The following is a 25,761-nucleotide window of genomic DNA, read 5'->3' as shown; positions in this document are numbered from 1 at the left end:
GTGAGCGCTGGTGAATACCGGACTGCCGCGCTGGCTGCTGCTGCCCGCGGTGGCCGGGTTCGCGCTGGTCGTGGTTCCATTGCTGGCGTTGGCCTATAGCGTCGACTGGTCGAAGTTTCTTACGTCGGTGAGCACTGCCGCGTCGCAGGATGCGCTGTGGTTGAGCCTGCGCACGGCCACCGCGAGCACGCTATTGTGCGTACTGCTCGGCGTGCCCATGGCCGCCGTGCTGGCGCGGACTCACTGGCGCGGACTGCCGCTGCTGCGGGCAATGGTGTTGTTGCCCTTGGTATTACCACCGGTCGTCGGCGGTATCGCGCTGCTCTACACTTTCGGCAGGCAGGGGTTGATCGGCAAGCACCTCGAGGTGGCCGGTATCCATATCGCCTTCAGCACCACGGCGGTTGTGCTGGCGCAAACCTTCGTCGCGCTTCCATTCCTGGTACTCACCCTCGAGGCCGCGATGCGCACGGCGGGCAGTCGATACGAGGACATCGCTGCCACCCTCGGCGCCCGTCCGACAACGGTGTGGCGACGAGTCTCACTGCCGCTGCTGCGGCCCGCGTTGATCTCCGGGGCGGTGCTGTCTTTCGCCCGTGCGCTCGGCGAATTCGGTGCGACACTGACTTTCGCGGGCAGCCTGCAGGGCCGCACCCGCACGCTGCCACTGGAAATCTATTTGGAGCGCGAGGCGGATCCCGATGCGGCCGTGGCACTCTCGTTGCTGCTGGTTGTGGTGGCCGTGCTGATTGTGCTGGTCGCCTACCGTCGCCCCGGCCGGATTGCCGGGCCGGGAACGACATTGCGCAGTGGCCGTCGGCCGGGCCCGAATCCGTCGCGCGGTCGCACCGACGCGGACCGCGACCTCGGGAGCGCTCGATGACGTTTCCGCGGCATGTTTTGCGACGATATCTACCGTGGCCACCCACAACCGGCACCCAACAGCGCGAGCCCCTGACCGGTGACGACGGGCTGGCGATGGACGTCCGTCTCGCCGATCGGGACCTCGATGTGCGGATCGAGGTGGCCGCCGGTGAAGTGCTCGCGGTGCTCGGACCCAATGGTGCCGGTAAGTCGACGATGCTCGAGATCGTCGCCGGACTGTTGCGGCCGGATTCGGGGCAAGTCTGGGTGGGCGGGCACCTGGTGACGGATACGGTGAAAGGCATTGCCGTGCCGCCACATCGGCGCGGCGTGTCATTGCTCGCGCAGGATGCGCTGCTTTTTCCGCATTTGACCGTGGCGCAGAATGTCGCGTTCGGGCCGCGCAGTTCCGGGCTGCCGGTGCGCGGTGCGCGCGAGGTCGCCGAGGATTGGCTAGCCGCTGTCGACGCGGTGGAGCTGTCGTCGCGCAAACCGGCGGAACTGTCGGGCGGGCAGGCGCAGCGGGTGGCGCTGGCGCGGGCACTCGCGGTCGATCCTCGGCTGCTGCTACTCGATGAGCCGATGGCCGCGCTCGATGTCGCCGTGGCCCCGGCAATGCGCGCGCTACTGCGCCGGGTGTTGCGCGAGCCGATCGCCGGTGCCGAGGATCGACGCGGTGGACGCTGTGCCGTTTTGGTTACCCACGACATTATCGACGCGCTGACCTTGGCCGATCGGCTGGTGGTGGTCGAGTCGGGACGGGTCGTCGAGTCCGGACCGGTCGCGGCGGTGCTCGCGCGACCGCGCAGCGCTTTCGCGGCGCGGATCGCCGGTGTCAATCTGATCGTCGGGCAGGCCGGTGCGGCGGCGGGCGGTCCGGACACCGATTGGGTCGAGGGCGTGGTACACGCCGGTGACGTGGCGGTGCACGGCCGCGCCGACCGCAGCTGGCAGCCGGGCAAACCCGCAGCCGCGGTCTTCTCCCCTACCGCGGTTTCTGTACACCGGCAGCCGCCGGAGGGCAGCCCTCGCAACACCTTCGCGGTCCGGATCGCCGAGCTCACCGACCGTGGTGGCATGGTTCGAGTGCAGGCGGCGGATAGTTCCGACGGCAGTGCCGGCCTGGTCGCCGACATCACCCCGGCCGCGGTCGCGGAGTTGGATCTGAGTCCGGGTATGTGGGTTCATCTCGCGGTCAAGGCCGTGGAGGTGCAGGTTTATCCGTGCTGAGGCCGGTCGAGGAATAATTCTCGGTTTTCGGTCGAGCAAATGGGACTTTGCCGCCGGAACGTGACACGCTGGAGTGTAAGCAGGGTGTATCCCTGTGAGGTCGGGCGGCACCGGAAGGAGGCACATGTCGCTGGATCTGAACAGTGATCTGGGCGAAGGCTTGGGTGACGACGCGGCGATGCTCGAAATCGTCACCAGCGCGAACATCGCCTGTGGCTTCCACGCGGGTGACCCGTCGGTCATGCGCCGCACCTGCGCGCTCGCGGTGGCAAAACAGGTCAGGATCGGCGCGCACATCGGGTACCGCGATCTAGCCGGATTCGGGCGCCGCGAGATTTCGGTGGAGCCGGCGCAACTGCGTGACGAGGTGCTTTATCAGATCGGCAGCCTGGACGCGTTCGCGCGAGCGGAGGGCGATCGCGTACGTTACGTCAAACCGCATGGTGCGCTGTATCATTCGGCCTCGAAGGATCGCATTGTCGCCGACGCGGTGCTGGCCGCGATGGCCGAATACGATCTGGACCTAGCACTGCTCGGCCCCGCAGGCACCCAGCTCGAACGTGCGGCGGACGACGCCAAGATACGTTTTGTCGGCGAAGGTTTCGCGGATCGCGCCTACACACCGTCGGGATTGCTCGCACCCAGGGGTGTCGTCGGCTCGGTGTTGCGGCCCGACGAGGCGGTGGTCCAGGCGGTCTCGATAGCCATGTCGGGAACCACGCGCACCGTCGACGGCTCCGATCAGGTGGCGGTGAGTGCGGCGAGTATCTGCGTGCACGGCGATTCGCCTGCCGCGGTGGAGATGGCACGGCTCATCCGGGCGGCCCTCGACGATGTCGGGGTCTCGTTGGAGTCGTTCGGCTGAGGTCGGTGTCGCATGGATTCCTCCGAGCGCGCACGTCTCGTCACGACGGATCTCGAACCGGCGCAACTCATTCGTGCCGCTGGAGATCGGGCACTGCTGATTACTCCGGCCGGGCATCACAGTGTCGCGGAAGTTGTTGCGGCGCTGCGTTCCAGCCGGGTTCCCGGAGTGCAGGATATATTGCCCGCAGCGGAAACCGTATTGGTGACGCTACTTTCGGTCAGGGATGTCGAACCCGTACGCACGGCGATGGCGAAGCTGCTGTCGGCAATCTATCGACAAGGGCAGCAACAGGATTCGTATATTGTTTTACGTGGAACAATCTCGGACGATGACGATGTGGTGCTGATTCCGGTCAGATATAACGGTGCCGATCTCGATGACGTGTGCCGCCTGCTGCAATTGAGCGTCCCGGAAGTGGTCGCCGCGCACACCGAAACGGTATGGCATTGCGCCTTCATGGGATTCGCTCCCGGCTTCGGCTACCTCAAATCGCTGGACAGTCGCCTTTCGGTCCCCCGCCGCAGTGCGGCGCGTACCTCCATACCCGCAGGTGCGGTCGCCCTCGCCGGTGGGTACACCGCCGTCTACCCGAGCAGTACGCCCGGCGGCTGGCAGCTTATTGGCACCACCGATCTGCGGATGTGGGATGTCGACCGTGATCCGCCTGCCATGATCCGCGCCGGTGCCGCGGTGCGATTCATCGAAGCGGGTCGGCGAGGGTGAGTATCCGGTGATCGTGATCGTGATCGAGCGGGTCGGTCCATTGGCCACCATCCAGGACCTGGGCAGGCCGGGCTGGTTCGATTTCGGTGTCGGCCCGGCCGGTGCCGCCGACCGCGCGTCGTTCCGGTTGGCCAATCGACTGGTCGCGAATCCGGAGGAGTATGCGGGAATCGAGGTCCTGCTCGGCGGATTGGTATTGCGGGCGGACCAGCATGTCACCGTCGCGGTGACCGGTGCGCCCGCGCCCGCCACCGTCGACGGCATACCGGTCGGCCATGCCAGCGTGCTGGAACTAGCTGCGGGACAGCGATTGCGGCTTGGCATGGCACCGGCGGGCTTGCGTAGCTATGTAGCGGTCCGCGGCGGCATCGACGTGCTTCCGGTGCTCGGTTCGCGCAGCCATGACACCCTGTCCGGGATCGGACCGGAGCTATTGCGGCCCGGCGATCGTCTCCCGATCGGTTCGGTGCCACAACGGCTTCCGAATGTCGAGTTCGCGCCGGTTACCGCTCTGCCCGTGACGACGCGCACGATCCGGGCGGTGCTCGGGCCACGGCATGACTGGTTCGCCGACGCCGACGTGCTCTTCGAGGGTGAGTGGGCGGTGTCCAGCGCCACCGATCGGGTCGGCGCGCGGCTCGATCGTCGAACCGGGCCGCCTCTCGAACGCGCGATATCGCGCGAATTGCCCACCGAGGGCATGGCGCTCGGCTCGATTCAGGTCCCGCCGAGCGGACAGCCGGTGGTCTTTCTGGCCGACCATCCGATCACCGGGGGCTACCCGGTGATCGCGGTGGTACTCGATGCCGACGTCGATGCGGTGGCGCAGGCCCGGCCGGGGCAGGGCCTGCGGTTTCGTCGCGCTCATTGAATCGGCCGGTGGCACGGCCTATCTCGGCGATACGGCCGAGGTCGGGTGCACCGGTGCGAGCCTCAGCGTGGCGGATCCAGTTGGGCGTGCATGAGATACACGTTGTAGCTGTCCCACGCCGACATGGCGAAATACAGGTCCTTATCGGTCGACCACGGGTGGATGAAGCCGCCGTATGCCTTCGGATAGTCGTTGGTCGACACCAGCGGCACGCCATCGGTCCAGGTGCCCTGGGGTGTCGCCGATGTGCGCATCACGATCGCGCCGCGCGCCGAATCCAGATAGACCATCTGCCATTGCCCCGAATGCTCATCGAAGCGCACGGACAACTCGCTGGCCATCCCGAGAACCAATGGGGTGGCTCGGTTTTCGGCGGCAGGCGCCCACGTGCCGTCGACCCAATACTGATAGGCTGACTTATTGAGCACCTCGGCCTTCGGTACCCTGGCCAGCCCGATCACGCCGACGCGGCCGTTGGGAGTGCCGAACATGTAGACATAGTCCCCCTGGGGCACCATCGCCGCGACCTGGAATCGGCCGACACCGAAGAAGTTGTCCCACTTGGCATGCTGGTCTTTGACCCAGGTGCGGCCGTCATCGTCGGAGTAGGCGAGACCACCGAAGTTGGTCCACCACATGCCTGGTATCCGGCTCCACCGATTCACCGACATGTAGCTGAGGTACTGGCGATCGCCGATGGCGAACCCGGAGGTCGGGATGGTGGTCGTCTCCCAGTTCTTGATCTTGCGGCTGCCGAGTAGTTCGGCGGCGTGGCAGCGGCTGTCCTGCACCATCGTATCGATGCGCAGTCCGTCGGACAGGTCGCGGTCGGTGCTGTAGGCGAGCACATTGCTGCGCCAATCCTGGTCGGCACCAGCGCCTCCGGCGCCGCTACCGCCCCAGCCGGCGCCGAAGGTGTCGCCGAATACGACGGCGACCTGGCCGGGCTCGGTCTCCCACATGAGGCCGAGATCGGTGCCGTCGACCTGCCAGCGCATGTCGGTGCGATTCTCCGAGCCGTGCCCGGTCATTTGGCCGACCAGGTCCACCGACTCCACGCGCGGTGCGGCCACGGCGCCGGATAGTGGGCCGGGTTCGGCCGGATGGACCACCTGCGGCGGGGCGGCCTGCGGCGGATCGCCTTCGCCTCCTGGTACCGGGATCGGAATTGGTTCGATTTCCGGGCGGATCTGGATGCGCGGCAACATGATAGGTCCGCCCGAACCCGAACCTGAACCCGAGCTGGAGCTCGATCCGTTACCGGACCCCGAGCCGGAGCCGCTCGCTGAACCAGAACCGGGCGCAGGCGCGGGTGCGGGTGCCGGATCGGGTTCGGTCGACGGCTCGTCGGGTTTCGGTGTGTCGCGAATATCCGGGCATGGGTTGTGGCAGGGGTCCGCTGGCAGCGGTTCCGGATCGATCCGGGTGTTGTCCTGCGGCGGATCGGGTACCGGTACCGGCGTGATCTCCGGAATCGGCACCGGAATGTCGATCTGTGGCGGCATTGGGGGCAGCGGCGGCGCGGGCGGAGTCGCCGGATCGGGCTCGCGGTTCAAGGGGTCGAAGCCGGTTTCGCCGCAGCTGTTGACCGGCGGCGGGGCCCACGGAAATGGCGCCGCGGTGGCGACCGGTGTCGGCATGGTCAGCAGCCCGGTAAGGAGCACGCCGAACAACGCTGGGGCGCAGGGGGATTTGAGTCCGGTTCGGGATGTCACGTCGGTGGCGGTTCTGTCGTCACTTCGCGGGACGGAGGGTAGATGTGCCCGACCCGCTCGGCTGGCATGCCATCTGCTGTTGCCTCCATGTCGATTCGGGCGGCGAATAATCAACGTACCGGACCATCACGAGGTAATGCGGGACGGCGGGCGGATGGAATTGATTTTCTTTAGCGGGAACCGGCGCCGCTGTCGTTGCGTCCAAACGGGTATGAACGAGATCGAGTACGTGTTCGGGACGGGTGACGGTGCGGTCCACGTCTGGTCATCGCAGGCGAACGTGGAGTTGGCCGGTCCGGGCACGACCGACGCGATACAGCTGGACTTCGATGGCGATGGCCTGGCCGATGACGTGATGTGGGATTCGCACGGCACCGGCATCGCCGACGTGGCTGCCCTGGATCTGGATGACGACGGCGTCCTCGATCACTTCTATACCGATCCCTTCGGCCTCGGCACCTGGGACCACCTGATAACCGGTACCGAATCCGACGCGGGCAGTGAGCAATTGGACTGGATTGTGCGCAGCGAGCCCGAACCGACCGTGGGCCTCGCGCCGGAACATGTTGTAGCGCAGAAGATCAGTGCACCCGGCTACACCGGCGCACTGCCGTGGTCCGATCAGAGTGCGTCACTAGATCAGGTCGGCGCCCTCCACGACCTCCGCTCCGCCTCCGCTCTCGAGGCGGGTCCCGCCGAGTCGACTCCGCCGACGCAAGCCGATTACCTGAGCGTGGCCGATGACCTGACCGTAACCCGATGACCTGCGCTCGGGCCTATTGCCGAAGCGTGACCCCACATCCCGTCGGTGCCGATGACGACTAGGTGGACCCGGCGACCCTCGCGCGGCGCGAATTCAGGGCGATGGCGACGATTCCGGCGCAGTAGATCCCGGCGCCCGTCAATACGACCGCAAGCGAGCGCCCGTCCGCCGGGATGACCAGCGCGGTGATGGCGATCGCCAATACGAACGCGATATTGAAGACCGTGTCCTGTAGCGCGAATACCTGACCGCGCCGGGTGTCGTCCACATTGATCTGCATGGTCGCGTCGCCGGTCAGTTTGATCGTCTGGCCCGCTAATCCGAAGAGGAAGGCACCGGCGAGCAGCAATTGATGCGCCCGATGCGCGGCGGGGCCGGCCTCGGCGAGCGCGGTCGGCGTGACCAGCGCCAACTGCACGACCATCGCGGTGAGCAGGCCGACGATGACGGTCCGTGGCCGCCCGAGCCGAGAGATCAGCAGTGGTGCGACGAGTGCGGCCACCAACATGCCTGCCGCGGTGGCGCCGATGGCGACCCCGAACCGGGTCAGGCCGTTGTTCATGCCACTGCTGTCGGTCGGTGCCTGCCGTAGGACCAGCACCATGATCAGCGTATTGCAGCCGAACACGATCCGGTGCGCGCCGATGCCGAGCATCGCCGTGGTGACCTGAATCGATCCCCACACCGCTTTCGCACCGGTGTGCAGGCCGGTGGCGATGGCCCGCACGACGCTGTCCCTGGCCGAGGTTCTCGCCTCCGGGCCGAGTACCTGGGCTCCGAACCCGGTCGCGAGGACCGCGCCGATCACCGACCAGATACCGCTGACACCCACCGCGATCGCTGAGGCGAAATCACCGGTCCCGATCAGGCCGATGATCGACACCGCCGCCGCGGCGCCGACGCCCGCGCAGGCCGACGCCACCGTCGCGAGTACCGAATTCGCGGGCACCAGCCAGTGCTGGTCGAGCACCCGTGGGAGCGCGGCGGATACACCCGCCAGCACGAATCTGCTGACACCGACCACAGCAAGAGCGAGCAGTAGCAGCGGGGTCTCGCCCGCACCGGCGAGCAGTCCGACACCAACCGCGGCAATCAACACCGCACGCAGCATGTTTGCGACCAGCAGCACCGCTCGTCGATCCCAGCGGTCCAGTAATGCACCGGCGTACGGACCGATCAACGAGTACGGCAGTAGCAGCACCGCGAACGCGGCCGCGATGGCGAGCGGATCGGTCTCCCGTTCCGGATTGAACAGAATGGCCCCCGACAGCGCCGCCTGAAACATGCCGTCGCCGAACTGACCGGTGAAGCGCACCAGCGCCAAACGCAGCACGCCGGGGCTCTGAGCCAGGGCGATCCGCAGCGATATAGGCCGCTTGTCCGCGGGCACACAGCTTTCGGGGCGACCAGTAGACACGCCGTGAGGCTACCGCGCGTCCGGCTGCCGGGTGGATGCCCAGTCACGGACCGCTTCGCGCATATCGGGCGCCATGGGTAGTTCGTCGAGTCCGTCGGCGCTGATCCAGGCGAACGCGTCGTGCTCACCCGGCGCCAACGCCACCTCGCCAGGTTCCGCCTCTGCGACAAAGCCGTACTTGCGCACTCTCGCTTTGCTCCTGGTGGCGTAGTCGAATCCGCCGAGGAAGTCGGTAATGCGCCGCACTCGCAAACCGGTTTCCTCGAATAGTTCCCGCACCACACATTCGGCGAACGTTTCCCCTGATTCCACTCCCCCACCCGGTAGTTCGTACATTCCGCCGTGATAGTCGTCCGGAACTCGCCGCACCACGAGAAGTTTGTGGTCGCGATACACGGCGACACCGACAACGAAATCGGTGATGTCGTCGTGTCGCGCTTCGGCGCGGAGTTGCCGCTCGATGCGTGCGAGCGCCTCGGGTCGCATACGATCGTCACCTCCGGTTTCGTTGCGGCACATCATGTTAGGGAACGGTCTGCGGGTGGGCCGGTCGTCGGCCGCGGTATCCAGCCCGACTGTAGGTCGATACGACCTACCGGTTGGTTCTCCCTTGCCTACCGTTCACCCACTGGTCTCTCGCGTAAAATGCCGAGTGCAGGATAATTTACTAAGAATTCGGAGTACCGCGTCGGAAGTACTCCTACCCTGAAAGGCGATCGGTGCACGGTCGGCGAGAGGAGGACCATAATGTCCACACTCACGACACCCCACATCGATATACATCGCGGCGGCGACCGCATGAAAACGCGAGTGTCCTGGCTGGATTCGAAGCATTCTTTCTCCTTCGGGGAGCACTACGATCCCGAAAACACCCACCACGGCCTGTTGCTCGTCAATAATGAGGACATCGTTTCCCCAGGTCAGGGCTTCGATACCCATCCCCATCGCGATATGGAAATCGTAACGTGGGTGCTCGATGGCAGCCTGGTGCACCAGGACTCGCTCGGCCACAGCGGTGTCATCTATCCGGGGCTCGCACAGCGGATGAGCGCGGGCACCGGGATCCTGCATTCGGAAAAGAACGATTCCTGGCGGCTGGACAATACGAGCGCCGAACACGACGAGCCCGTGCACTTCGTCCAGATGTGGGTGGTGCCCGACGAGCCGGGATCAGACCCGGGCTACCAGCAGCTCGAGATCGATGACGAACTCGTCGGCGGCGGCCTTGTCACGGTGGCCTCGGGTCTGCCGCGCTATCGCGACCGCACCGCCATCGCGATCGCGAGCAGCCACGCCGCGCTGCATGTGGCCAGGATGACGGGTACCGAACCCGATGCCGAGCGGTTGATCAAGCTCCCAGAAGCTCCGTACCTGCACTTCTTCGTCGCACGCGGTGAGGTGGAGATGGAAGGCGTCGGCGTCCTCTACGAGGGCGATGCCGTGCGTCTCACCAGGTCCGGCGGCCAACGTGTCATCGCGCGCAGGCCCTCGGAGATCATGGTGTGGGAAATGCACGCGCGCCTGGGTTCTCAGTAGCGTTCGAGGACATCCGCCGGACCGAGAGGAAATCCATGTCGCAGTACCCGCCGGGTCAGTATCCGCCACCCGGTCCGTATCCGCCGCCCGGTCCGTACGAGGGCCAACCTGGCTACTGGCAGGAGTCGCCCAAGCGCAAGGGTCTGGCAATCACCGCACTGGTGCTCGGCATCACTGCCATACCCGCCATCCTGACCCTGGTCGGCGGCTACCTCTTCGGCGTCCTCGCCATAATTTTCGGTCTCATCGCTTTCGTGAAAACCCGATCGGGGAACGCGGGCGGCACCGGAATGGCGGTCGCGGGCCTTATCCTCGGTGTGCTCGCGCTGGTGGCATCGATCCTGCTCACGGTGGTCGGCTGGAGCTTCTTCGTCAACTCGGGCGGTAAGGACTACGTGGACTGCATTAACAATGCAGGCAGTGATCAGGCCAAGATCGACCAGTGCAGCCGGGAGTGGAGCAACACGCTGGAGAACCGCTACAGCGTCACCCCCACTCCGGCGCCGACTTCCGGCCGCTGATCGGCTAGTGCACCGCGCAGGCTCGGGTCGCGGCGACCACCTCGGCGAGCTCGGGGCGAAAGTCGCGCTCGGGCGGTGCGATCCAGGTGCGGTATCGGCTGTGTTCGTCGGTGGGTGAGGGCAGCACGATGCGACTGCCCGGTAGCGCGAGCGATGCGCAAACCCGGAACAGGTCGGAGAACAGGGCATCATCGAGATACGAGTCGTCGGTGGGACCGGTCAGGAAGGTCCAACGGCCCGAGCGGGGGTGCGCGATGATCGGACCACCCCGGTCGCCGCGCGTGTCATATCCTGGCCCGCCGCGCTTCTGCCCACCGTTCAACGATTCGCGTACCTGCTCGCCGAGTACCGCCGGCATCACCACCGCGCCGACCGCCCCGATTTCCAACATGATCCGACCGAGCGTGGGATCGACGACACCGTAGAGTCCGTGGTCTTTGCGATAGTGCCGACAGCGGGCGATGGCGTCTTGAATTGCCGTGAAATCCTGTGCGGCCGTCAACGGCTGTACATCCGCCCGCCCGAACACCCGATAGCTCCCTGACGCGCTCATGACGAACCTCGCCTCGATGCTGAGTGGATCGGCGTGAATGGTGGATCGGCCATGCGGAAAAACAACGCTGAAATCGACCCTAGACCGACACAACTGCCTTGACAACAGTCAAACGCTGGAAAGTTGCTCGGGTACTGTGTCCGGACATGGCACCCGTCTCGCCTACCGTTGCCCGCTGGGAATTGGTGCTGCGCCTGCGGGAACTACGCGAACAGCGGGGCTTCGATTCGGCCACGTTCGCCAAACGCGCCGACTTCACTCCGGCCAATTGGTCGCACGTGGAAAAGGGCAGGCAGGTGCTGACGACCAATAGTATCGCCCCCGTGCTCGCACTGCTCGAGCTGGACACCGAGGAGCAAGACCAGCTGCTCACGCTGCTCGAGGCCAGCAAACAGCGCGGCTGGTGGGCGAAGTCGTCGGCGCTGATCGGCCCGGAACTACAGCGGCTCTACGGGATGGAGTCGGGCGCGCAGAGCATTCGCAGTTATGACAGCCTCGTTGTCCCCGGGCTGCTGCAGACCGAGGATTACGCCCGCGCGCTCATCAGTGCGGATGTGATGATCCGGCCGGTCCAGGTCGAACAGTTGGTTGCTATTCGGATGCGGAGGCAAGAGCGACTGCGTGGCCGCAACCGGATCGAGCTGATCGCGGTGATCGGCGAAGGCACCCTGCTACAGCAGACCGGAGGCCCGCAGGTGCTGCGCGGCCAGCTCGACCATCTAGCCGAATTGATCGACGAACTCGACAGCATCGAGGTCCGAGTGATCCCATTTGCCGCCACCGCGGTGCTCGGCGGCTCGAGTTTCCATCTGATCGACTTCGCGAGCGTTCAAGGCAGCGGTCGCCTCCGCCGATTTCATCCAGCTCGTTGAGGTGGAAGGACGCCTTGGCGCACTCTGGATGGTGGGAGGTGCGCCCATGCCGAGCAAGCGCCCCCTGGACCGCAGCCTGGTTGGCGGCCCCGGCCCGAGACCCCTCCGGGTGCTGATGCGGTCGAAGCCGTTCTCGACCGTTACGCCGAGCACTTGCCGATGTCGCTGCGGCAGGTGATTGGCCCCGGAATCCTGAAGCTGACCCCACCACCACGGTGGCAGTGTCCATGGGCACTCCCCTATGCGGCGGCCCGGCTGGGTGAGTGCTTCCGAGTGGCGGCCAAGCGGTACTTATGATTCGGCTTTCCGAAGGTCGGGTGGCTCACAGCCCAGGCGGCGGTATTGATGATCGCCGACTTGACGCGTGCGGCCGTCCGGCCGCGTAGGGCTCCCGGCTTCGCTCGCGCGTCACCGTCGACCAGCTGGAAGAGCCCATCGTTGCGGCCGAGGCTGATGTGGTTGCCGATATAGGAGAAGGTGGTCGGCGCGACTTTGCGGCCGGTCAGGTCCCCGATGATCGCAGCCGTCGCCGCCTTGCTGGTGGGTCCCGCCGAAGCACACGACATCGGGTACGGCAGGCCATTGTCGCCGATGACGAAGACGCTGTCACCGGCGGCGTAGACGTTCGGGTGTGAGACCGACCGCATCTGACGGTCGACCGTGATCTGTCCGTTGGGTTCCACCTGCAGGCCGCTGGCCGCAGCGATCGGGTGAACGGCGAAGCCTGCGGCCCACACGGTCGCGTCGGCGGTGAACGCGGTGCCGTCGGCGGCGATCGCCACAGCCTCCTCGACGCGCTCGATCGCGGTGTGCTCGTGGACCGTGATACCGAATCGGTCGAAGGCGCGCAGCATGTGACGGCGGGCCTTGGGGCCCAGCCAGCCGCCCAGTTCGCCGCTGGTGGCGAGGCTGACCCGAAGCCCTGGACGGGATTCGGCGAACTCGGTGGCGGCTTCGATCGCGGTCAGGTTGCCGCCGACCACCAGTACGTGCCGGCCCTCGTCCAGCTCGTCCAGGCGTGCGCGCAGGCGCAGCGCGGCCGGCCGCGCTGCCACATGGTAGGCGTGCTCGTCGACGCCGGGAACGCCGTGGTCTGCGGTGGTGCTGCCGAGCGCGTAGAGGAGGGTGTCGTATTCGAGCCGGTCGATACCGTCGCCGTCGCCGTCGCCGTCGGCGACGGCGACGGCGACGGCGACGGTCCGATGCTCGGCGTCGACGCTGGTGACGCGTGCCAGTCGTAGCCGGATGTCGGTGCCCGTGAATACCTTCGCCAGCGGCCGGTGGCGCAGCTCCTGCCCGGCTGCGAGCTGATGCAGGCGCAGCCGCTCGACGAAATCGGGTTCGGCGTTGACGACGGTGATCTCGAAGTCGTCGGAGTGGAGCTGGCGTGCCAGGAATGTGGCGGAGAAGGCTCCGGCGTATCCGGCCCCGAGAACGACGATGCGGTGCTTCATGGTTGAGACTCCTGTCTGGTTCGCGTGCTTGCTGAACAAGACACCCCCAGTCGCGATTTTCTGACAGCCTTGACGAGTGATGCGTATCACATTCCGGAGCCTCATCCGGCTGACGATCTCCATGTGGTGCGTCGGTCGAACGCCGAGCCCGCAGACCGAACGATACTGTGATCTACGTCACAAGATGTCAGGATTTTCCTCGATGCGGTGTCTTGTTCTCGACCCACCCGGATCGAAGGAGACACGATGGGCAAGAGCATCGAGGTAGTCGTGGTCGGCGGCGGATACGCAGGAGTGATGGCGGCCAATCGTGTGAGGCAGCGCGACGACGTGACGGTGACCGTGATCAATCCGCGGCAGGTCTTTGTACCACGGCTGCGGCTGCACCAGCTGGTGGGAGGGACCCACGATGCGGTCGTCGACTACCAGGAGGTACTCGCCGAGGGCGTCGAGCTGGTGGTCGACAATGCGACGCACATCGACGCGACCGGGCGCACCGTGACCCTCGCCGAGGGGGGCAGCATCGGCTACGACTATCTGATCTACGCGGTAGGCAGCCTCGGCGGCGGACCGCAGGTGCCAGGCGCGGCCGAATTCGCTTATCCAGTCGCGACTTTGGAGGCCGCGCAGCGGCTGCGGTCGGTGCTCTTCGACACGCCTATGACGACCACGGCGACGGTCGTCGGGGGCGGTCCGGTTGGTATCGAGACCGCTGCGGAACTCGCGGAACAGGGGCGCAGTGTCAGGCTGGTCTGCGGCGGTGTCGTCGGCCCGTACCTGCACTCCAGCGCTCGGCGCACAGCCCGCAAATACCTCACCAAACTAGGCGTCGAGGTGATCGAAGGCCCGGATACGTCGGCCACCGCGGTGAGGTCGGGAACCGTGGAACTCGGTGACGGCCGCACCCTGGCAAGTCAGGTCACCATTTGGACTGCCGGTTTCGGTGTGCCCGATCTGGCCGACCGCAGCGGGTTGTGTACCGACGCCGCCGGGCGGCTGCTCACCGACGAGACACTGACCAGCATCGACAGCGATCGCATCATCGCGGCGGGCGACGCGTCGGCACCGTCGGACCTGCCGTTCCGGATGAGTGCCTACATCGCTGGATGCCTGGGCGCTCACGCCGCCGACACAGTGCTGGCCCGGATCGCGGATCAGCGGCCGGCGCCGATCGACCTGGCATTCCAGGCCATGTGCTTCAGTTTCGGCCGCGGTGTCGGGATCTTCCAACTCCTTCATAAGGACGACACGGCAAAGCGGTTGTACTTCACCGGGTTCATGGGCCGCAAGCTCAAGGAGTTCTCCTGCACCGCCAGCATCAAGCACCTGGTGACCGAGGCGCACAAGCCCGGCTCGCACCACTGGCCGAAGGATGGTGAACACCGGCCCGCCCTGCTAAGAGCCCGGAATGAGAACGTGACGACACCGAGCGCGTAGACGCCGGTTTCGCCGTTATCACCAGTGGCACGGTGTGCGGCAGCGTTCGAATCGACAACGCCGCGCATCGTGCGCCCGTACCGGCCCCACGACCACCTCCAGGAGAGGAATTCATGCACACGACAGGTGAATCCGGCGGGCGACGGCGGGCCGAGGGCGAGACCGCGAGCCTCGGCGACGGTGACCATGCCACCCTCGCGGCGACGGAAACGTTTGTCGCGCACCGCAATCTGCTGTTCACCGTGGCCTACGAGATGCTCGGATCCGCGGTAGACGCCGACGACGTCCTGCAGGAAACCTGGTTGCGCTGGGTCGGTGTCAACGCGGCGCACGTCGACAATTCGCGCGCCTACCTGGTTCGGATCACCACGCGGCAGGCGCTCAACCGGCTGCGTTCGGTGAAGCGCCGCCGGGAGGCGTACGTGGGCTCCTGGCTGCCGGAGCCGTTGCTCACTACTCCGGATGTGGCCGCCGAAGTGGAACTCGCCGAAAGCGTGTCGATGGGGCTGATGGTCGTGCTCGAGACCTTGACCCCGACCGAACGAGCGGTATTCGTGCTACGCGAAGCGTTCGGGTTGGGCTATGACGAGATCGCGGCCGCGGTGGAGAAATCCCCCACCGCCGTGCACCAGATCGCCCACCGCGCCCGCCGCCACGTCGAAGCCCGCCGACCGCGCCGCGCGGTCACCGCGCGCGAGGCGCAAGCGGCTGTCGAAGCGTTCCGGCGCGCGCTCGAGACCCGGGACCTGCAGGGCCTGCTCGACGTACTCGCCCCCGAGGTGGTGGCGATCAGCGACGGCGGCGGCATCAAGCAGGCCACCCCACGGCCCGTCATCGGTGCGGACAAGGTGGCGCGGTTCATGGTTGGGGGCCTCACCAAGCACGACGTCGCGCTCACTGTCGAACCGACCGCGATCAACGGCAGCCCCGCATTGACGCTGCACGTCGATGGGGAACTCGACGGTGTAATCGCGGTGCGGGTCGAGGACACCCGCATCACCGGTCTCTACTTCGTACGTAACCCGCACAAGCTGACCCACATCGACGCCGAAACCCCACTCACCCTGCGCTGACACCGGCCACGACCTGACCGTTCAAGGGAGTAGACATGACCACACGGGCGCCCCTCGCCACCGACACGCTTCCGTCACGATGGCCGACCGTGGCCACAGCCGTCGTCGTGCTCACGACGATCACCAGCGTATTGCTCATCGCCTTCGCCTGGCCGTCGGTGCGGTGCACGATGTGCCGATCGCCGTCGCCGGGCCGACCACCGCGGTCGCCCAGGTCCGGACCGCGCTCGAGCAGCGTGCGTCGGGCGGCTTCGATATCACCGAAGTCGCCGACACGGTGGGCGCGGAACAACTCATCCGCGACCGGCAGGTGTACGGAGCGATAGATCTCAGCTCCGGCACCCCGCAGGTCATCGTCGCCTCCGCCGCCAGCACCGCGGTCGCCCAAACCCTGCAGACCATGGCGACCGGACTCGGACAGGACGGTAATGCCGGTACGCCGGTCGCGGTCCGCGACCTCGCCGCCCTGCCCACCGACGACCCGCGCGGCGCCGGCCTGTCCGCCGGTGCCCTGCCGCTGGTCATGGGTGGCCTGCTTGCCGCGGTGCTGCTGACCAGGCTCGTGCGCGGCACCGGTCGCCGCGTCGCCGGAACACTGGCCTTCGCGGTCACCGGCGGCCTAGCCGTGGCGGGGATCCTGCAGTTCTGGTTCGGCTCGCTCAGCGGCTCCTACCCGGCCAATGCCGGTGCCGTCGCATTGAGCATCGCGGCGGTCTCCCTGACCGTTCTCGGGCTCGAATCGTTGTTCGGATACGCCGGAATCGGGATCGGCGCCGTGATCATGATGCTCATCGGCAACCCGCTCTCGGGGACGGCCACCGCCCCCGAAATGCTGCCCGGCTGGTCCGGCACACTCGGGCAGCTGCTGCCGCCCGGGGCGGGTGGTCGGCTACTGCGGTCGACCGCCTTCTTCGACGGTCGCGGCGCTCCCCTCGCCGTCACCGTCCTGGTCGTCTGGGCCACGCTCGGGGCGGCGCTGTGCCTGATCGGCGGCCTGCGCGCACACCGCGCCACCTCGAACCCTGAACGTGCAATTCGAAAGGAGTATCAGCAAGCGTAATTCCCAAACCGTCGCCACGTGACCCGCAGCGACGAAGACAACGCGATACTCACCGAGCTCTTCGCCGGCCTGCCCGACCCGGCCGCACCGTCTCGCTAGCCCGGGGCCGCTCCGACAGCGGCCCCCCTTCACCGGTCTCGATGCCGCGATGCGGGGTCCGTCGATGCCTGCCATCGTCCTAGTGCCTCGGCCGAGACCCTGGTGTACTTGGCCAGGCTGCGCACCGACGTATGCCCGGACAACGCCATCAGCATCGGGATAGAGGCACCGGCCTCCGCGGCGTGGGCCAGTTTGCTGTGCCGTAGTTGATGCAGCGTGAACGGGCCTCGCTTCATCCGCTCGGTGTGTTCCTCGAACAGGGTCGCCGCCCGCCGGTACGACAACCGGGCACGTTGCTGGGGTCGTCATCAGTGCGGAGCCGCATCGTTGGGGCTTGTCACGCATTGAAGATGGCTCGCAAGGCGGTTTCATCGCCTTCGATGTCGACGAGCGCACGGATTTCGTCGAGGCCCAGCATGCCTGCCGCCAGGCCGAGAACGATCGCGGCCTCCGCGCGCATGACGGCATCGAGCGCTCGACCATCGTGCGGACTGACATCCAGGCCCGAACGGGTCGCCCGCACCTGAAACAGCTGTCCGTCGATTGCAACCCCGACCGTCGATGAACGATCTACCTTCACCCTGCTGCCTAACAGAGCAGGCAGAGCCACGGCAAGCCATTCGGGGCGGAAACGGTCACCGGCGGGGCCACGCACCATGAGCGGTGTCGACCACCGGATGAGCCCGTCGATCGGCTCCCGCAACTGGGCACCCCACGTGGTGAGTGCGTAGGTCACGGCATTGCCTTCTTCGGCCAGCCGTCGCTCGACGACACCGGCGGCCTCGAGATCGCGCAGCCGGTCGGAGAGCAGATTGGTGGCCACGCCAGGGAGCCCATCGAGCAACTCGCGGTAGCGGGCGGGGGCCACCAGGAGCTGGCGGACGATGAGCAGATTCCACCGGTCGCCCACGACATCGAGCGCCCGCGCAAGACCGCAGTACTGGCCGTAACTTCGACTCATCTTCACCTACTTGACATTCTAAAGTTAGCGTGACTATATCAAGTGAAGTCGCGAATTGGGGTGAAGTCATGACCAAGACGGAAAGACCGGAATGGGTCGACGATGAACTGTTCCCGTTCCAGAGCAGGTTCGTCGCTATCGACGGGCACACAATCCACTACGTAGACGAAGGTTCGGGGCCCACACTGCTGTTCCTGCACGGCAACCCGACCTGGTCGTTTGTGTATCGCGACGTGATCGGTGCCCTGCGAGACCAGTTCCGGTGCATCGCACTCGACTACCCCGGCTTCGGCCTGTCCTCGGCCCGACCGGACTATCGGCATCTGCCCGAGGAACACATCAAGGTCGTCACCTCCTTCGTCGATGCCCTGACCTTGAGCAAGGTCACTCTCGTGGCCCACGACTGGGGCGGCCCCATCGGCCTCGCCACCGTCGGGCAGCGGCCCGCCGTCTTCGAGCGTCTGGTGCTGACCAACACGTGGGGCTGGCCGAATGGTGATCCGAAGGCGCACATCGCCGCTCATATGATGGGCGGCCCGGTGGGGCGTCTGCTGATCAGGCAGCTCAACCTGTTCGTCAATGCGACGATCCCCATCGGGCACCGGTTGCGGAAGCCGACCGCCGAGGAGATGGACCACTACCGGAAGGCTCTCGCCACGCCGGATCGGCGCGAAGCGACCGCCGTCCTGCCCCGGCGCATTACCGCCAGCCGCGCACTTCTCGCTGAGGTCGAAGCCAACCTCCCCAACCTCGCGTCGCTCCCGACGCTCATCATCTGGGGTAATGCCGACGTCGTGTTCGGGGACAAGGAGCGTCGGCGGTGGGAGCAGCTGTTCCCCGACCATCACACCGTGATCATCGAAGGCGGCGGCCACTTCGTGCAATCCGACGCACCCGACCGGTTCGCGGCCGCGATCCGCGACTGGCGGATGAGAGAACCCGGATGAGTCGCAAGGCGGGAATCCTTATATCGGTTGATGTCGCGGCGCTCGCCATCAACCGCGACCTCACAATCGTCAATGTCGCGCTGCCCAGCATGGCGAGCGAGCTCGACGCGGGCACCCGTGGACTGTGGCCTGAGTCTTGACCCAGCCACCCCTTCGCCGACCGCGCCCGTGACATCCTCGGGAAACGGATCCTTGGCGGAGGCGGTGGGACCATCACAAGACTGAGCGCCGATGCAAACAACTGACGCTCACCGGAGTGAAGAAATGCCATCGAACTGAGACAACACCGCTGGCCACCGCGTGAGACAAATCAGAAAAGACCAGTTTGGCCAGGTGATGGATGCCACGAATTTTGAGACCCGACAGCGCCGTCGGCGACCTCTCGGCGACCGCTCGCCAGGATCGGCATACTGGAGATCGTGACCTCCGAGCTGACAAGTCCTTCCGGTATTGATCTGACCTACCTCGACGAGGCCGTGCGGGTACAGGATGACCTGTTCGCGCACGTCAATGGCGTCTGGCTCGACACCTATGAGATACCCGCCGATCGAGCGGTGGACGGTGCCTTCCGGACGCTCTACGACCAGGCGGAATTGGACGTGCAGACGATCATTCAGAATGCGGCCGCCGCGGCGCCCGAGCCGGGCACCGACGCCCGCAAGATCGGCGATCTGTACTCCAGCTTCATGGACATCGACGCCGTCGCGGCCGTCGGTCTGGCGCCGCTGGTGATCGAACTCGCGGCTATCAAGGAGGTCGCCGATCGCAGCGCCTTCGCCGCATTGCTCGGCCGGTTACAGCGCACCGGCGTCGGCGGCGCGATCGGCGTCTATGTCGACACCGACGACAAGAATTCCAACCGGTATCTGGTGCACGCCGCCCAGTCCGGCATCGGCCTGCCCGACGAGTCCTACTACCGGCAGGACGAATTCGCCGAAATCCGCACCAGCTACATCGAGCATATCGGCCGCATGTTCGTCTTGGCCGCCGCCGACCAGCAGGTCGCGGGCCTGCTTCCGGCCGATCTGGATACCGTCGGTCAGCGGGTGTTCGAGCTGGAGTGCAAGCTCGCGGCGGGTCACTGGGACGTGGTGCGTCGCCGGGATGCCGAACTGAGCTACAACCTGACCACCTTCGACGCGCTGGCAGCAGAGAATCCCGAATTCGATTGGACCGCGTGGACTTCCGCGCTCGCCGACGGTACGTCCGCACCAGGCCACGAGCTGTTCGCGGAAGTGGTGGTGCGCCAGCCGGACTATGTGCGCACCTTCGCCCAGACCTGGGCGGGTGAGTCGCTGGCGGACTGGCAGGCGTGGGCGGCATGGCGGGTAATCCGCTCGCGCGCCGCGTATCTCACCGACCCACTGGTGGAGGAGAGCTTCGACTTCTACGGCCGTACCCTCACCGGAGCCAAGGAGAACCGGGAACGCTGGAAGCGCGGTGTGTCGTTGGTGCAGGACCTGCTCGGTGAGGCGGTCGGCAAATTGTATGTGGCCGAGCACTTTCCGCCGGAAGCCAAGGCGCGGATGGTGGATCTGGTCGCCAATCTTCGGGAGGCATACCGCCGTAACATCGCCGATCTGGAGTGGATGGGCCCTGACACCAGGGCCGCCGCGCTGACCAAGTTGGAGAAGTTCACCCCGAAGATCGGCTATCCGGATACCTGGCGGGATTACTCTGCCATCGTCATCGACCCGGAAGACCTGGTAGGCAACTATCGCCGCGGTTACGCGGCCGAACACGACCGCGACCTGAACAAGCTCGGCGGTCCGGTCGACCGCGACGAATGGTTCATGACCCCGCAGACGGTGAACGCCTATTACAACCCGGGCATGAATGAAATCGTCTTCCCTGCGGCGATTCTGCAGCCGCCGTTCTTCGATATGAATGCCGACGACGCCGCCAACTATGGTGGCATCGGTGCGGTGATCGGTCACGAAATCGGGCACGGATTCGACGACCAGGGCGCCAAGTACGACGGCGACGGTAACATGATCGACTGGTGGACCGACGATGACCGCGCCGAATTCGGTAAGCGGACAAAGGCATTGATCGACCAGTACAACGTACTCTCGCCCAAGGAACTCGGTACCGAGCACACGGTGAATGGTGAATTCACTATCGGCGAGAATATCGGCGATCTCGGCGGGCTCTCGATTGCCATTGCCGCATACAAGATTTCGCTCGACGGCGCACCGGCGCCGGTTATCGACGGACGTACCGGCCTACAGCGCGTTTTCCTCGGCTGGGCCCAGGTGTGGCGCACGAAGGCGCGTACCGAGGAGGCCATTCGCCGCCTCGCCGTCGATCCACACTCGCCGCCCGAATTCCGTTGCAACGCGGTGGTTCGCAATATCGACAGCTTCCACGAAGCCTTCGGTGTCGAGCCCGGCGACAAGCTCTATCTCGACCCAGCCGAACGCGTGCGGATCTGGTAGCAGCCGCGAACCACCTCAGCGCAGACGCTGTTCGGTTGCGCCGTCGAAGAAGAAGATTTCGTCGAGCTTCGGGCGCAACCGGAGGCGGTCGCCGAGGGTGACCCGGAAACGCCGGTCGACGCGGGCGACTACCTTGCCGGAGCGGCTGTTCCATTCGTCGCTACTGGCGTGGCTGTAGACGAATGATTCGGCGCCGAGCTCCTCGAGCAGTTCGGCGGCGACGGCGAGGCCGTCGGTCTCGGTGGTGATCTCCCATGATTCGGGCCGGACGCCGACGACCACGCGATCGGTCTGCACGCTGTGCGGCAAGCGAATTCGCAGATCTCCGAGTACGGCGACGCCGTCGCGGACCGGTGCGTCGAGCAGGTTCATACCGGGGGAACCGATGAAGCCCGCGACGAAGGTATTGACCGGATTGTCGTAGAGCTCGCGCGGAGCGGCGATCTGCTGGAGCTTCCCATCGCGCAGCACCGCCACCCGATCGCCCATGGTCATGGCTTCGACCTGGTCATGGGTGACGTAGACGGTGGTGGTGCCGAGACGCTTCTGCAGAGTCGCGATCTGGGATCGGGTGCTCACCCGCAATTTCGCGTCGAGATTGGACAGCGGCTCGTCCATGCAGAACACCTGCGGGCGGCGAACAATGGCGCGGCCCATGGCGACTCGCTGTCGCTGGCCGCCGGAGAGCTTGGCCGGTTTGCGATCGAGCAATTGCTCGAGCTCCAGCATTTTCGCGGCTTCTCGAACCCGAATTTCCGTGTCGGCCTTGTTCATTCCGGCATTGCGCAGCGCGAAACCCATATTCTGGGCGACGGTCATATTCGGGTAGAGGGCATAGCTCTGGAACACCATCGCCACATCGCGGGCGCGTGGCGGCAGGCCGGTTACGTCCCTGCCGCCGATGACGATTCGCCCGGACTCGACCGATTCCAGTCCGGCGAGCATTCGCAGGCTGGTGGACTTGCCGCAGCCCGAGGGGCCGACGAGGACGATGAATTCCCCGTCGGCGATATCGATGTCCAGGTTATCGACAGCAGGCGTCGGCGCACCGGGATACAGATGCGTCACCCCGTCGAAGTGCACTGTTGCCATGCTGTCGATCTCCGTATCTGATTGCGGCGCGATGTCGCCTGAAACTACTTCGGCAGTTTCGGGGTGATCTGCCTGTCGATGATGGCTTGCAGCTGACTTGCGACATTAGCGAAAGCCATTGCTGGGTCGGCATTCTGGAGACCGACCTGTTCCAGTCCGGTGCCGATGATCTGGTCGCCGCCCGGTACGAAGACCCGGGCGTAGTCCTGTGATTTTGTCACCGACAATTGCTCGATCGCGACCTTGGCGTTCGGGTTCTTCGCCAGGAAGTCCACCTCGCTCGGATCGGTCACGGCGGACTTGCGCACCGGCATATAACCGGTGCCCTGCGAGAAGTACGCGGTGTTTGCGGAGTTGGTGATGAACTCGATGAACTTCAGCGCGTGCACCTTTCGCTGATCGGAGATGCGGGCCGGAATGGCAAGGCCAGCACCACCGGTGGTGACACCAGGACCGTTCGGGTGTGGCAGAAAGGCGGTGCCGAACTCGAACTTGCCCTTCGCACTGTTCTGGATGCTCTTCAGATCGCCGGTGGAGGCGATGGTGGAGGCGATGACTCCGGTGCCGAAGTCGACGGCGATCTGCGGTTTGATGCCCGCGTACTTCTTGGTGTGGATCATGTCGCGCAGGAACTGGCCCGCCGCAACGGTTTTCGGGTCGGTGAACTGGAGCGTCCACTGATCGGAGTAGGCGCCACCGAAGGTCCAGTTCGGCCCCTGGAAGGTCCAGGCGAGGTAGTTCTTGGCGTCGCCCCAGCCGTGCGCGAGCTTGCCGTCACCTACGGCCTCTTGCAGTTTCGGGCCCCACTCGTCGAATTCGGGCCAGCTCTGCGGGCCCCGATCCGGCAGACCGGCCTTCGCCCACACGTCCTTGTTGTAGTAGAACAGCGGTGTCGAGCGGGCATAGGGCAGCGCGTAGTGCTTGCCGTTGAAAAGGTAGTCGGCGGCGAGTGAGTCGACATAGTCGTCCAGTTGTACCCCGGCGTCGCCGAAGTGCCCGTCGAGCGCCTCGATGGTGCCGTTGAGTGCGTAGTTGAACCACCAGACATCCGACAGCACAACGACATCCGGCAGGTCGCCACCCGAGAGCGCCGCGTTGAACTTCTGCGACACCTCCTCGTAGTTCTTGCCCGCGTCGACCAGGTTCACCTTCAGGTCGGGGCACTTGGCCTGGAACCGGTTGATCAGTTCTGCCTCGACTTCCTTCGAGGTGCCAGGGTGATTCGACCAGAAGGTGATGGTGTTGGCGTCGCCGGACTGCGTACCGCTACCGCCGCCCGCGCACGCGGTCAGTGCCGCGCCCGCGGCGATCGCGCCGGCCAACCCGATGAATCCGCGCCGCGACAGTGCGGGGAATTGTGAAGTGGACACTGCTTTCTCCTGTATCGGTTAACCCTTGACCGCACCCGAGGTGAGGCCCTTGATCATGTGGCGCTGTAACAGCAGGAACACCAACAGAATTGGCAGCATCGTCAGTAGCGTCCCCGCCATCACCGGCCCCCAATTCGTCACGCTCGGGTTCTCGGTGTTCTGCAGCAGGGTGAGTCCGACCGGCAATGTGGCGACGGCGGTGTCATCGGCCATCAGGAACGGCCAGAGGTATTCGTTCCATTCGTTGACCAGCGTGACGACGGCGAACGCGACCATCGTCGGCCCGGACATCGGCAGCACCACCCTGGTGAGCAGCCGCCACCAGTTGGCGCCGTCCATCCGGGCCGCCTCGATCACTTCGACAGGCAGCGACAGAAAATGGTTGCGCATCAGGAAGGTGCCGAAGGCGACGCCGCAGAGCGGAACAATGATGCCCTGGAAGGTGTTTCGCCAGCCGAGCTGCGCGATCAGCGCGTAGTTGGAGATCACGGTGATCTGGTTGGGCACCATGAGCGCGGCGATAATGACGAGGAACACCAGGTTCTTGCCGGGAAATCGCAGGAACACCAGGCCGTAGGCGCTGAACACGCCGAGTACGAACTTCACCGCGGAAACGATTCCGGTGACGATCAGCGAGTTACGCAAAAACGTCCAGAACGGCAGTGTGGTGGTGGCGTCGGCATAGTTCTCCGGATGCCAGCTGTGCGGCCAGTACACCGCCGGTTGGGTGTAGATATCCGGGCGCGCCTTGAACGAGGTGATGATGATCCAGAACAGCGGAACGCCGACGATGACCAGCACGCACAGCATGGCGCCGTAGCCCAGCAGCTGCACCGCCGATTGGCGGGTCCGGTACGAAGCCGTGGTTGGCCCAACGGTTTTCATCGCTCGCCTCGATCCATGATCCGAACCTGGATCAGCGTGATGGCCAGCAGCACCAGGAACATGATGGTGGCCACTGTGGCGCCGTAGCCGGCGCGGAAGTTCCGGAAGGACTCTTGGTAGACCTGGTAGACCATCGTGGTGGTGCCGGTGCCGAGCGGCCCGCCACGGGTCATCACATTGATGATGTCGAAGACCTGCAACGAATTCAGCAACACCGTGATGGAGAGGAAGAACGTCGTCGGGCGCAGTTGTGGCAGTAGCACTTTGGTGAAGGTTGTCCACCGGCTCGCGCCGTCCATTTCGGCGGCTTCCATCAGATCGGCCCGTGTGCCCTGCAAAGCGGCCAGATAGATGACGAAGGTGTAGCCGAGGTTCTTCCAAATGTAGGTGACCGTCACCATGAACAGCGCCCAGTGCGGGTCCTGATAGAAGTCCGGTGCCTTATCGACTCCGATGCGGTGCAACAGGTCCTGGATCAGGCCGAAACTGGGATCGAAGATGAACTGGAACGCCACGCCGATGGCGGCGCCGGAAATGACGAATGGCGCGAAGATCGCCGAGCGGACCACATTGCGCCCGAACAACTTACGGTCGAGCAACAGGGCGAGCGCCAGCCCGAGCATCATACTGCCGACGACTGCGGCCAGCGTGAAAACCACTGTGTTGGTGACGATCTGCCAAGAATCTGATCGTCCCCACCACTCGCGGTAGTTGTCGAACCCGATGTAGGTGACGAACTGATCGGAAATGTTCCAGTCGGTGAACGACAGCCGAATGTTGTCCAGCAACGGTCGGTAGACGAACAATGTCAGCAGCGCGAGGTTCGGAACGATCAGCACCAGGAACAGCGCGTAGTCCTGCCATGGGCGGCTACGGAGGCCGCGGCCACGGGGTTGCGGCAATACTCGCTCCGGCCTGGTTCGCACAGCGGAGACATTACGGAACGCAGCAAACGGTCGGTTAACGCTCCGCGCCAAACCGTTGAACATTGCGCGCATCGGGCAAGTGAAGC

Annotated in this window: 25 protein-coding genes and 1 pseudogene; 15 read left to right on the top strand and 11 right to left on the bottom strand. The window is 65.4% G+C overall.

Annotated features, from left to right (window positions below; translation table 11 throughout):
• Positions 1-7: 7 nt before the first annotated feature.
• The 5 genes and pseudogenes from LKE06_RS06865 to LKE06_RS06845 form a co-directional block, all read left to right on the top strand.
• Positions 8-757 (top strand): annotated as a pseudogene (locus LKE06_RS06865) (ABC transporter permease); the annotation flags it as partial.
• Between the two features lie 221 nt (positions 758-978).
• Entirely contained in the window at positions 979-2,094 is a 1,116-nt protein-coding gene (locus LKE06_RS06860) for a sulfate/molybdate ABC transporter ATP-binding protein (RefSeq protein ID WP_227999309.1), read from the top strand.
• A gap of 124 nt (positions 2,095-2,218) precedes the next feature.
• Positions 2,219-2,959, top strand: coding sequence for a LamB/YcsF family protein (locus tag LKE06_RS06855; RefSeq protein ID WP_227997781.1), 741 nt, complete (start codon positions 2,219-2,221; stop codon positions 2,957-2,959).
• Between the two features lie 12 nt (positions 2,960-2,971).
• Positions 2,972-3,685 carry a 5-oxoprolinase subunit B family protein gene (locus LKE06_RS06850; protein ID WP_227997780.1) on the top strand — a complete coding sequence of 238 codons (714 nt, stop codon included), beginning with the start codon at positions 2,972-2,974 and terminating at the stop codon, positions 3,683-3,685.
• Between the two features lie 10 nt (positions 3,686-3,695).
• The gene (locus LKE06_RS06845; RefSeq protein WP_227999308.1) at positions 3,696-4,556 is read left to right on the top strand and encodes a 5-oxoprolinase subunit C family protein; all 861 of its coding nucleotides are present in this window, start codon (positions 3,696-3,698) and stop codon (positions 4,554-4,556) included.
• A gap of 62 nt (positions 4,557-4,618) precedes the next feature.
• Here LKE06_RS06845 and LKE06_RS06840 read toward each other — a convergent pair whose 3' ends face one another.
• Positions 4,619-6,196 (bottom strand): glycoside hydrolase family 183 protein, encoded by a 1,578-nt coding sequence (locus LKE06_RS06840; RefSeq protein WP_227999307.1) that lies wholly within the window; start codon positions 6,194-6,196, stop codon positions 4,619-4,621.
• A gap of 286 nt (positions 6,197-6,482) precedes the next feature.
• On the opposite strand from LKE06_RS06840, the gene LKE06_RS06835 reads away from it, so the two are divergent.
• A complete protein-coding gene (locus LKE06_RS06835) occupies positions 6,483-7,034 on the top strand; it encodes a hypothetical protein (protein WP_227997779.1) in 552 nt (183 codons plus the stop codon).
• 58 nt (positions 7,035-7,092) lie between these two features.
• On the opposite strand, the gene LKE06_RS06830 is transcribed toward LKE06_RS06835, so the two are convergent.
• Both LKE06_RS06830 and LKE06_RS06825 read right to left on the bottom strand, forming a co-directional pair.
• Entirely contained in the window at positions 7,093-8,451 is a 1,359-nt protein-coding gene (locus tag LKE06_RS06830) for an MFS transporter (RefSeq protein ID WP_372477289.1), read from the bottom strand.
• A 9-nt stretch (positions 8,452-8,460) separates the two neighbouring features.
• A complete protein-coding gene (locus LKE06_RS06825) occupies positions 8,461-8,937 on the bottom strand; it encodes an NUDIX hydrolase (RefSeq protein WP_227997778.1) in 477 nt (158 codons plus the stop codon).
• A 261-nt stretch (positions 8,938-9,198) separates the two neighbouring features.
• On the opposite strand from LKE06_RS06825, the gene LKE06_RS06820 reads away from it, so the two are divergent.
• Together LKE06_RS06820 and LKE06_RS06815 are read left to right on the top strand one after the other, a co-directional pair.
• Positions 9,199-9,987: a pirin family protein gene (locus tag LKE06_RS06820; protein ID WP_227997777.1), complete on the top strand. Its 789-nt coding sequence runs from the start codon at positions 9,199-9,201 to the stop codon at positions 9,985-9,987.
• Positions 9,988-10,022: 35 nt separating this feature from the next.
• Positions 10,023-10,508, top strand: a complete 486-nt coding sequence (locus LKE06_RS06815; RefSeq protein WP_227997776.1) for a DUF4190 domain-containing protein — start codon at positions 10,023-10,025, stop codon at positions 10,506-10,508.
• Positions 10,509-10,512: 4 nt separating this feature from the next.
• On the opposite strand, the gene LKE06_RS06810 is transcribed toward LKE06_RS06815, so the two are convergent.
• On the bottom strand, positions 10,513-11,061 hold the full coding sequence (locus LKE06_RS06810) for a hypothetical protein (RefSeq protein ID WP_227997775.1): 549 nt from the start codon (positions 11,059-11,061) through the stop codon (positions 10,513-10,515).
• A 146-nt stretch (positions 11,062-11,207) separates the two neighbouring features.
• Between LKE06_RS06810 and LKE06_RS06805 the strand changes: the two genes are divergently transcribed.
• Positions 11,208-11,933 (top strand): Scr1 family TA system antitoxin-like transcriptional regulator, encoded by a 726-nt coding sequence (locus LKE06_RS06805; protein WP_227997774.1) that lies wholly within the window; start codon positions 11,208-11,210, stop codon positions 11,931-11,933.
• Between the two features lie 239 nt (positions 11,934-12,172).
• Here LKE06_RS06805 and LKE06_RS06800 read toward each other — a convergent pair whose 3' ends face one another.
• Positions 12,173-13,387 (bottom strand): NAD(P)/FAD-dependent oxidoreductase, encoded by a 1,215-nt coding sequence (locus LKE06_RS06800; RefSeq protein ID WP_227997773.1) that lies wholly within the window; start codon positions 13,385-13,387, stop codon positions 12,173-12,175.
• 246 nt (positions 13,388-13,633) lie between these two features.
• On the opposite strand from LKE06_RS06800, the gene LKE06_RS06795 reads away from it, so the two are divergent.
• From LKE06_RS06795 to LKE06_RS06785, 3 genes are all read left to right on the top strand, one after another.
• Entirely contained in the window at positions 13,634-14,824 is a 1,191-nt protein-coding gene (locus tag LKE06_RS06795; protein WP_227997772.1) for an NAD(P)/FAD-dependent oxidoreductase, read from the top strand.
• A gap of 113 nt (positions 14,825-14,937) precedes the next feature.
• Positions 14,938-15,897 (top strand): RNA polymerase sigma-70 factor, encoded by a 960-nt coding sequence (locus LKE06_RS06790; RefSeq protein WP_227997771.1) that lies wholly within the window; start codon positions 14,938-14,940, stop codon positions 15,895-15,897.
• A gap of 79 nt (positions 15,898-15,976) precedes the next feature.
• On the top strand, positions 15,977-16,957 hold the full coding sequence (locus LKE06_RS06785) for an ABC transporter permease (protein WP_227997770.1): 981 nt from the start codon (positions 15,977-15,979) through the stop codon (positions 16,955-16,957).
• 128 nt (positions 16,958-17,085) lie between these two features.
• Here the strand turns inward: LKE06_RS06785 and LKE06_RS06780 are convergent, their stop codons facing one another.
• Together LKE06_RS06780 and LKE06_RS06775 are read right to left on the bottom strand one after the other, a co-directional pair.
• Positions 17,086-17,340: a tyrosine-type recombinase/integrase gene (locus LKE06_RS06780; RefSeq protein ID WP_227997769.1), complete on the bottom strand. Its 255-nt coding sequence runs from the start codon at positions 17,338-17,340 to the stop codon at positions 17,086-17,088.
• A gap of 53 nt (positions 17,341-17,393) precedes the next feature.
• On the bottom strand, positions 17,394-18,017 hold the full coding sequence (locus LKE06_RS06775; protein WP_227997768.1) for a winged helix-turn-helix transcriptional regulator: 624 nt from the start codon (positions 18,015-18,017) through the stop codon (positions 17,394-17,396).
• Positions 18,018-18,085: 68 nt separating this feature from the next.
• Between LKE06_RS06775 and LKE06_RS06770 the strand changes: the two genes are divergently transcribed.
• The 3 genes from LKE06_RS06770 (at position 18,086) to LKE06_RS06760 (ending at position 21,402) form a co-directional block, all read left to right on the top strand.
• Positions 18,086-18,964, top strand: a complete 879-nt coding sequence (locus tag LKE06_RS06770) for an alpha/beta fold hydrolase (protein ID WP_227997767.1) — start codon at positions 18,086-18,088, stop codon at positions 18,962-18,964.
• Positions 18,961-19,104 carry a hypothetical protein gene (locus LKE06_RS06765; protein ID WP_227997766.1) on the top strand — a complete coding sequence of 48 codons (144 nt, stop codon included), beginning with the start codon at positions 18,961-18,963 and terminating at the stop codon, positions 19,102-19,104. Before LKE06_RS06770 ends, LKE06_RS06765 begins: the two co-directional genes overlap by 4 nt.
• A 270-nt stretch (positions 19,105-19,374) precedes the next feature.
• Complete coding sequence (locus LKE06_RS06760; RefSeq protein WP_255648892.1) at positions 19,375-21,402, top strand: M13 family metallopeptidase; 2,028 nt, start codon at positions 19,375-19,377, stop codon at positions 21,400-21,402.
• A gap of 15 nt (positions 21,403-21,417) precedes the next feature.
• On the opposite strand, the gene LKE06_RS06755 is transcribed toward LKE06_RS06760, so the two are convergent.
• The 4 genes from LKE06_RS06755 to LKE06_RS06740 are packed head-to-tail and all read right to left on the bottom strand — an operon-like array spanning position 21,418 to position 25,675.
• Positions 21,418-22,494 carry an ABC transporter ATP-binding protein gene (locus tag LKE06_RS06755; RefSeq protein WP_227997764.1) on the bottom strand — a complete coding sequence of 359 codons (1,077 nt, stop codon included), beginning with the start codon at positions 22,492-22,494 and terminating at the stop codon, positions 21,418-21,420.
• A 44-nt stretch (positions 22,495-22,538) separates the two neighbouring features.
• On the bottom strand, positions 22,539-23,864 hold the full coding sequence (locus LKE06_RS06750; protein WP_227997763.1) for an ABC transporter substrate-binding protein: 1,326 nt from the start codon (positions 23,862-23,864) through the stop codon (positions 22,539-22,541).
• Between the two features lie 18 nt (positions 23,865-23,882).
• On the bottom strand, positions 23,883-24,749 hold the full coding sequence (locus tag LKE06_RS06745) for a carbohydrate ABC transporter permease (RefSeq protein ID WP_227997762.1): 867 nt from the start codon (positions 24,747-24,749) through the stop codon (positions 23,883-23,885).
• Positions 24,746-25,675 carry a carbohydrate ABC transporter permease gene (locus tag LKE06_RS06740; protein WP_227997761.1) on the bottom strand — a complete coding sequence of 310 codons (930 nt, stop codon included), beginning with the start codon at positions 25,673-25,675 and terminating at the stop codon, positions 24,746-24,748. Before LKE06_RS06740 ends, LKE06_RS06745 begins: the two co-directional genes overlap by 4 nt.
• Positions 25,676-25,761 lie beyond the last annotated feature (86 nt).

The sequence above is a fragment of the Nocardia australiensis genome, from assembly GCF_020733705.1.
GTDB lineage: Bacteria > Actinomycetota > Actinomycetes > Mycobacteriales > Mycobacteriaceae > Nocardia > Nocardia australiensis.
This window is presented reverse-complemented; position numbering and strand designations above follow the sequence as displayed.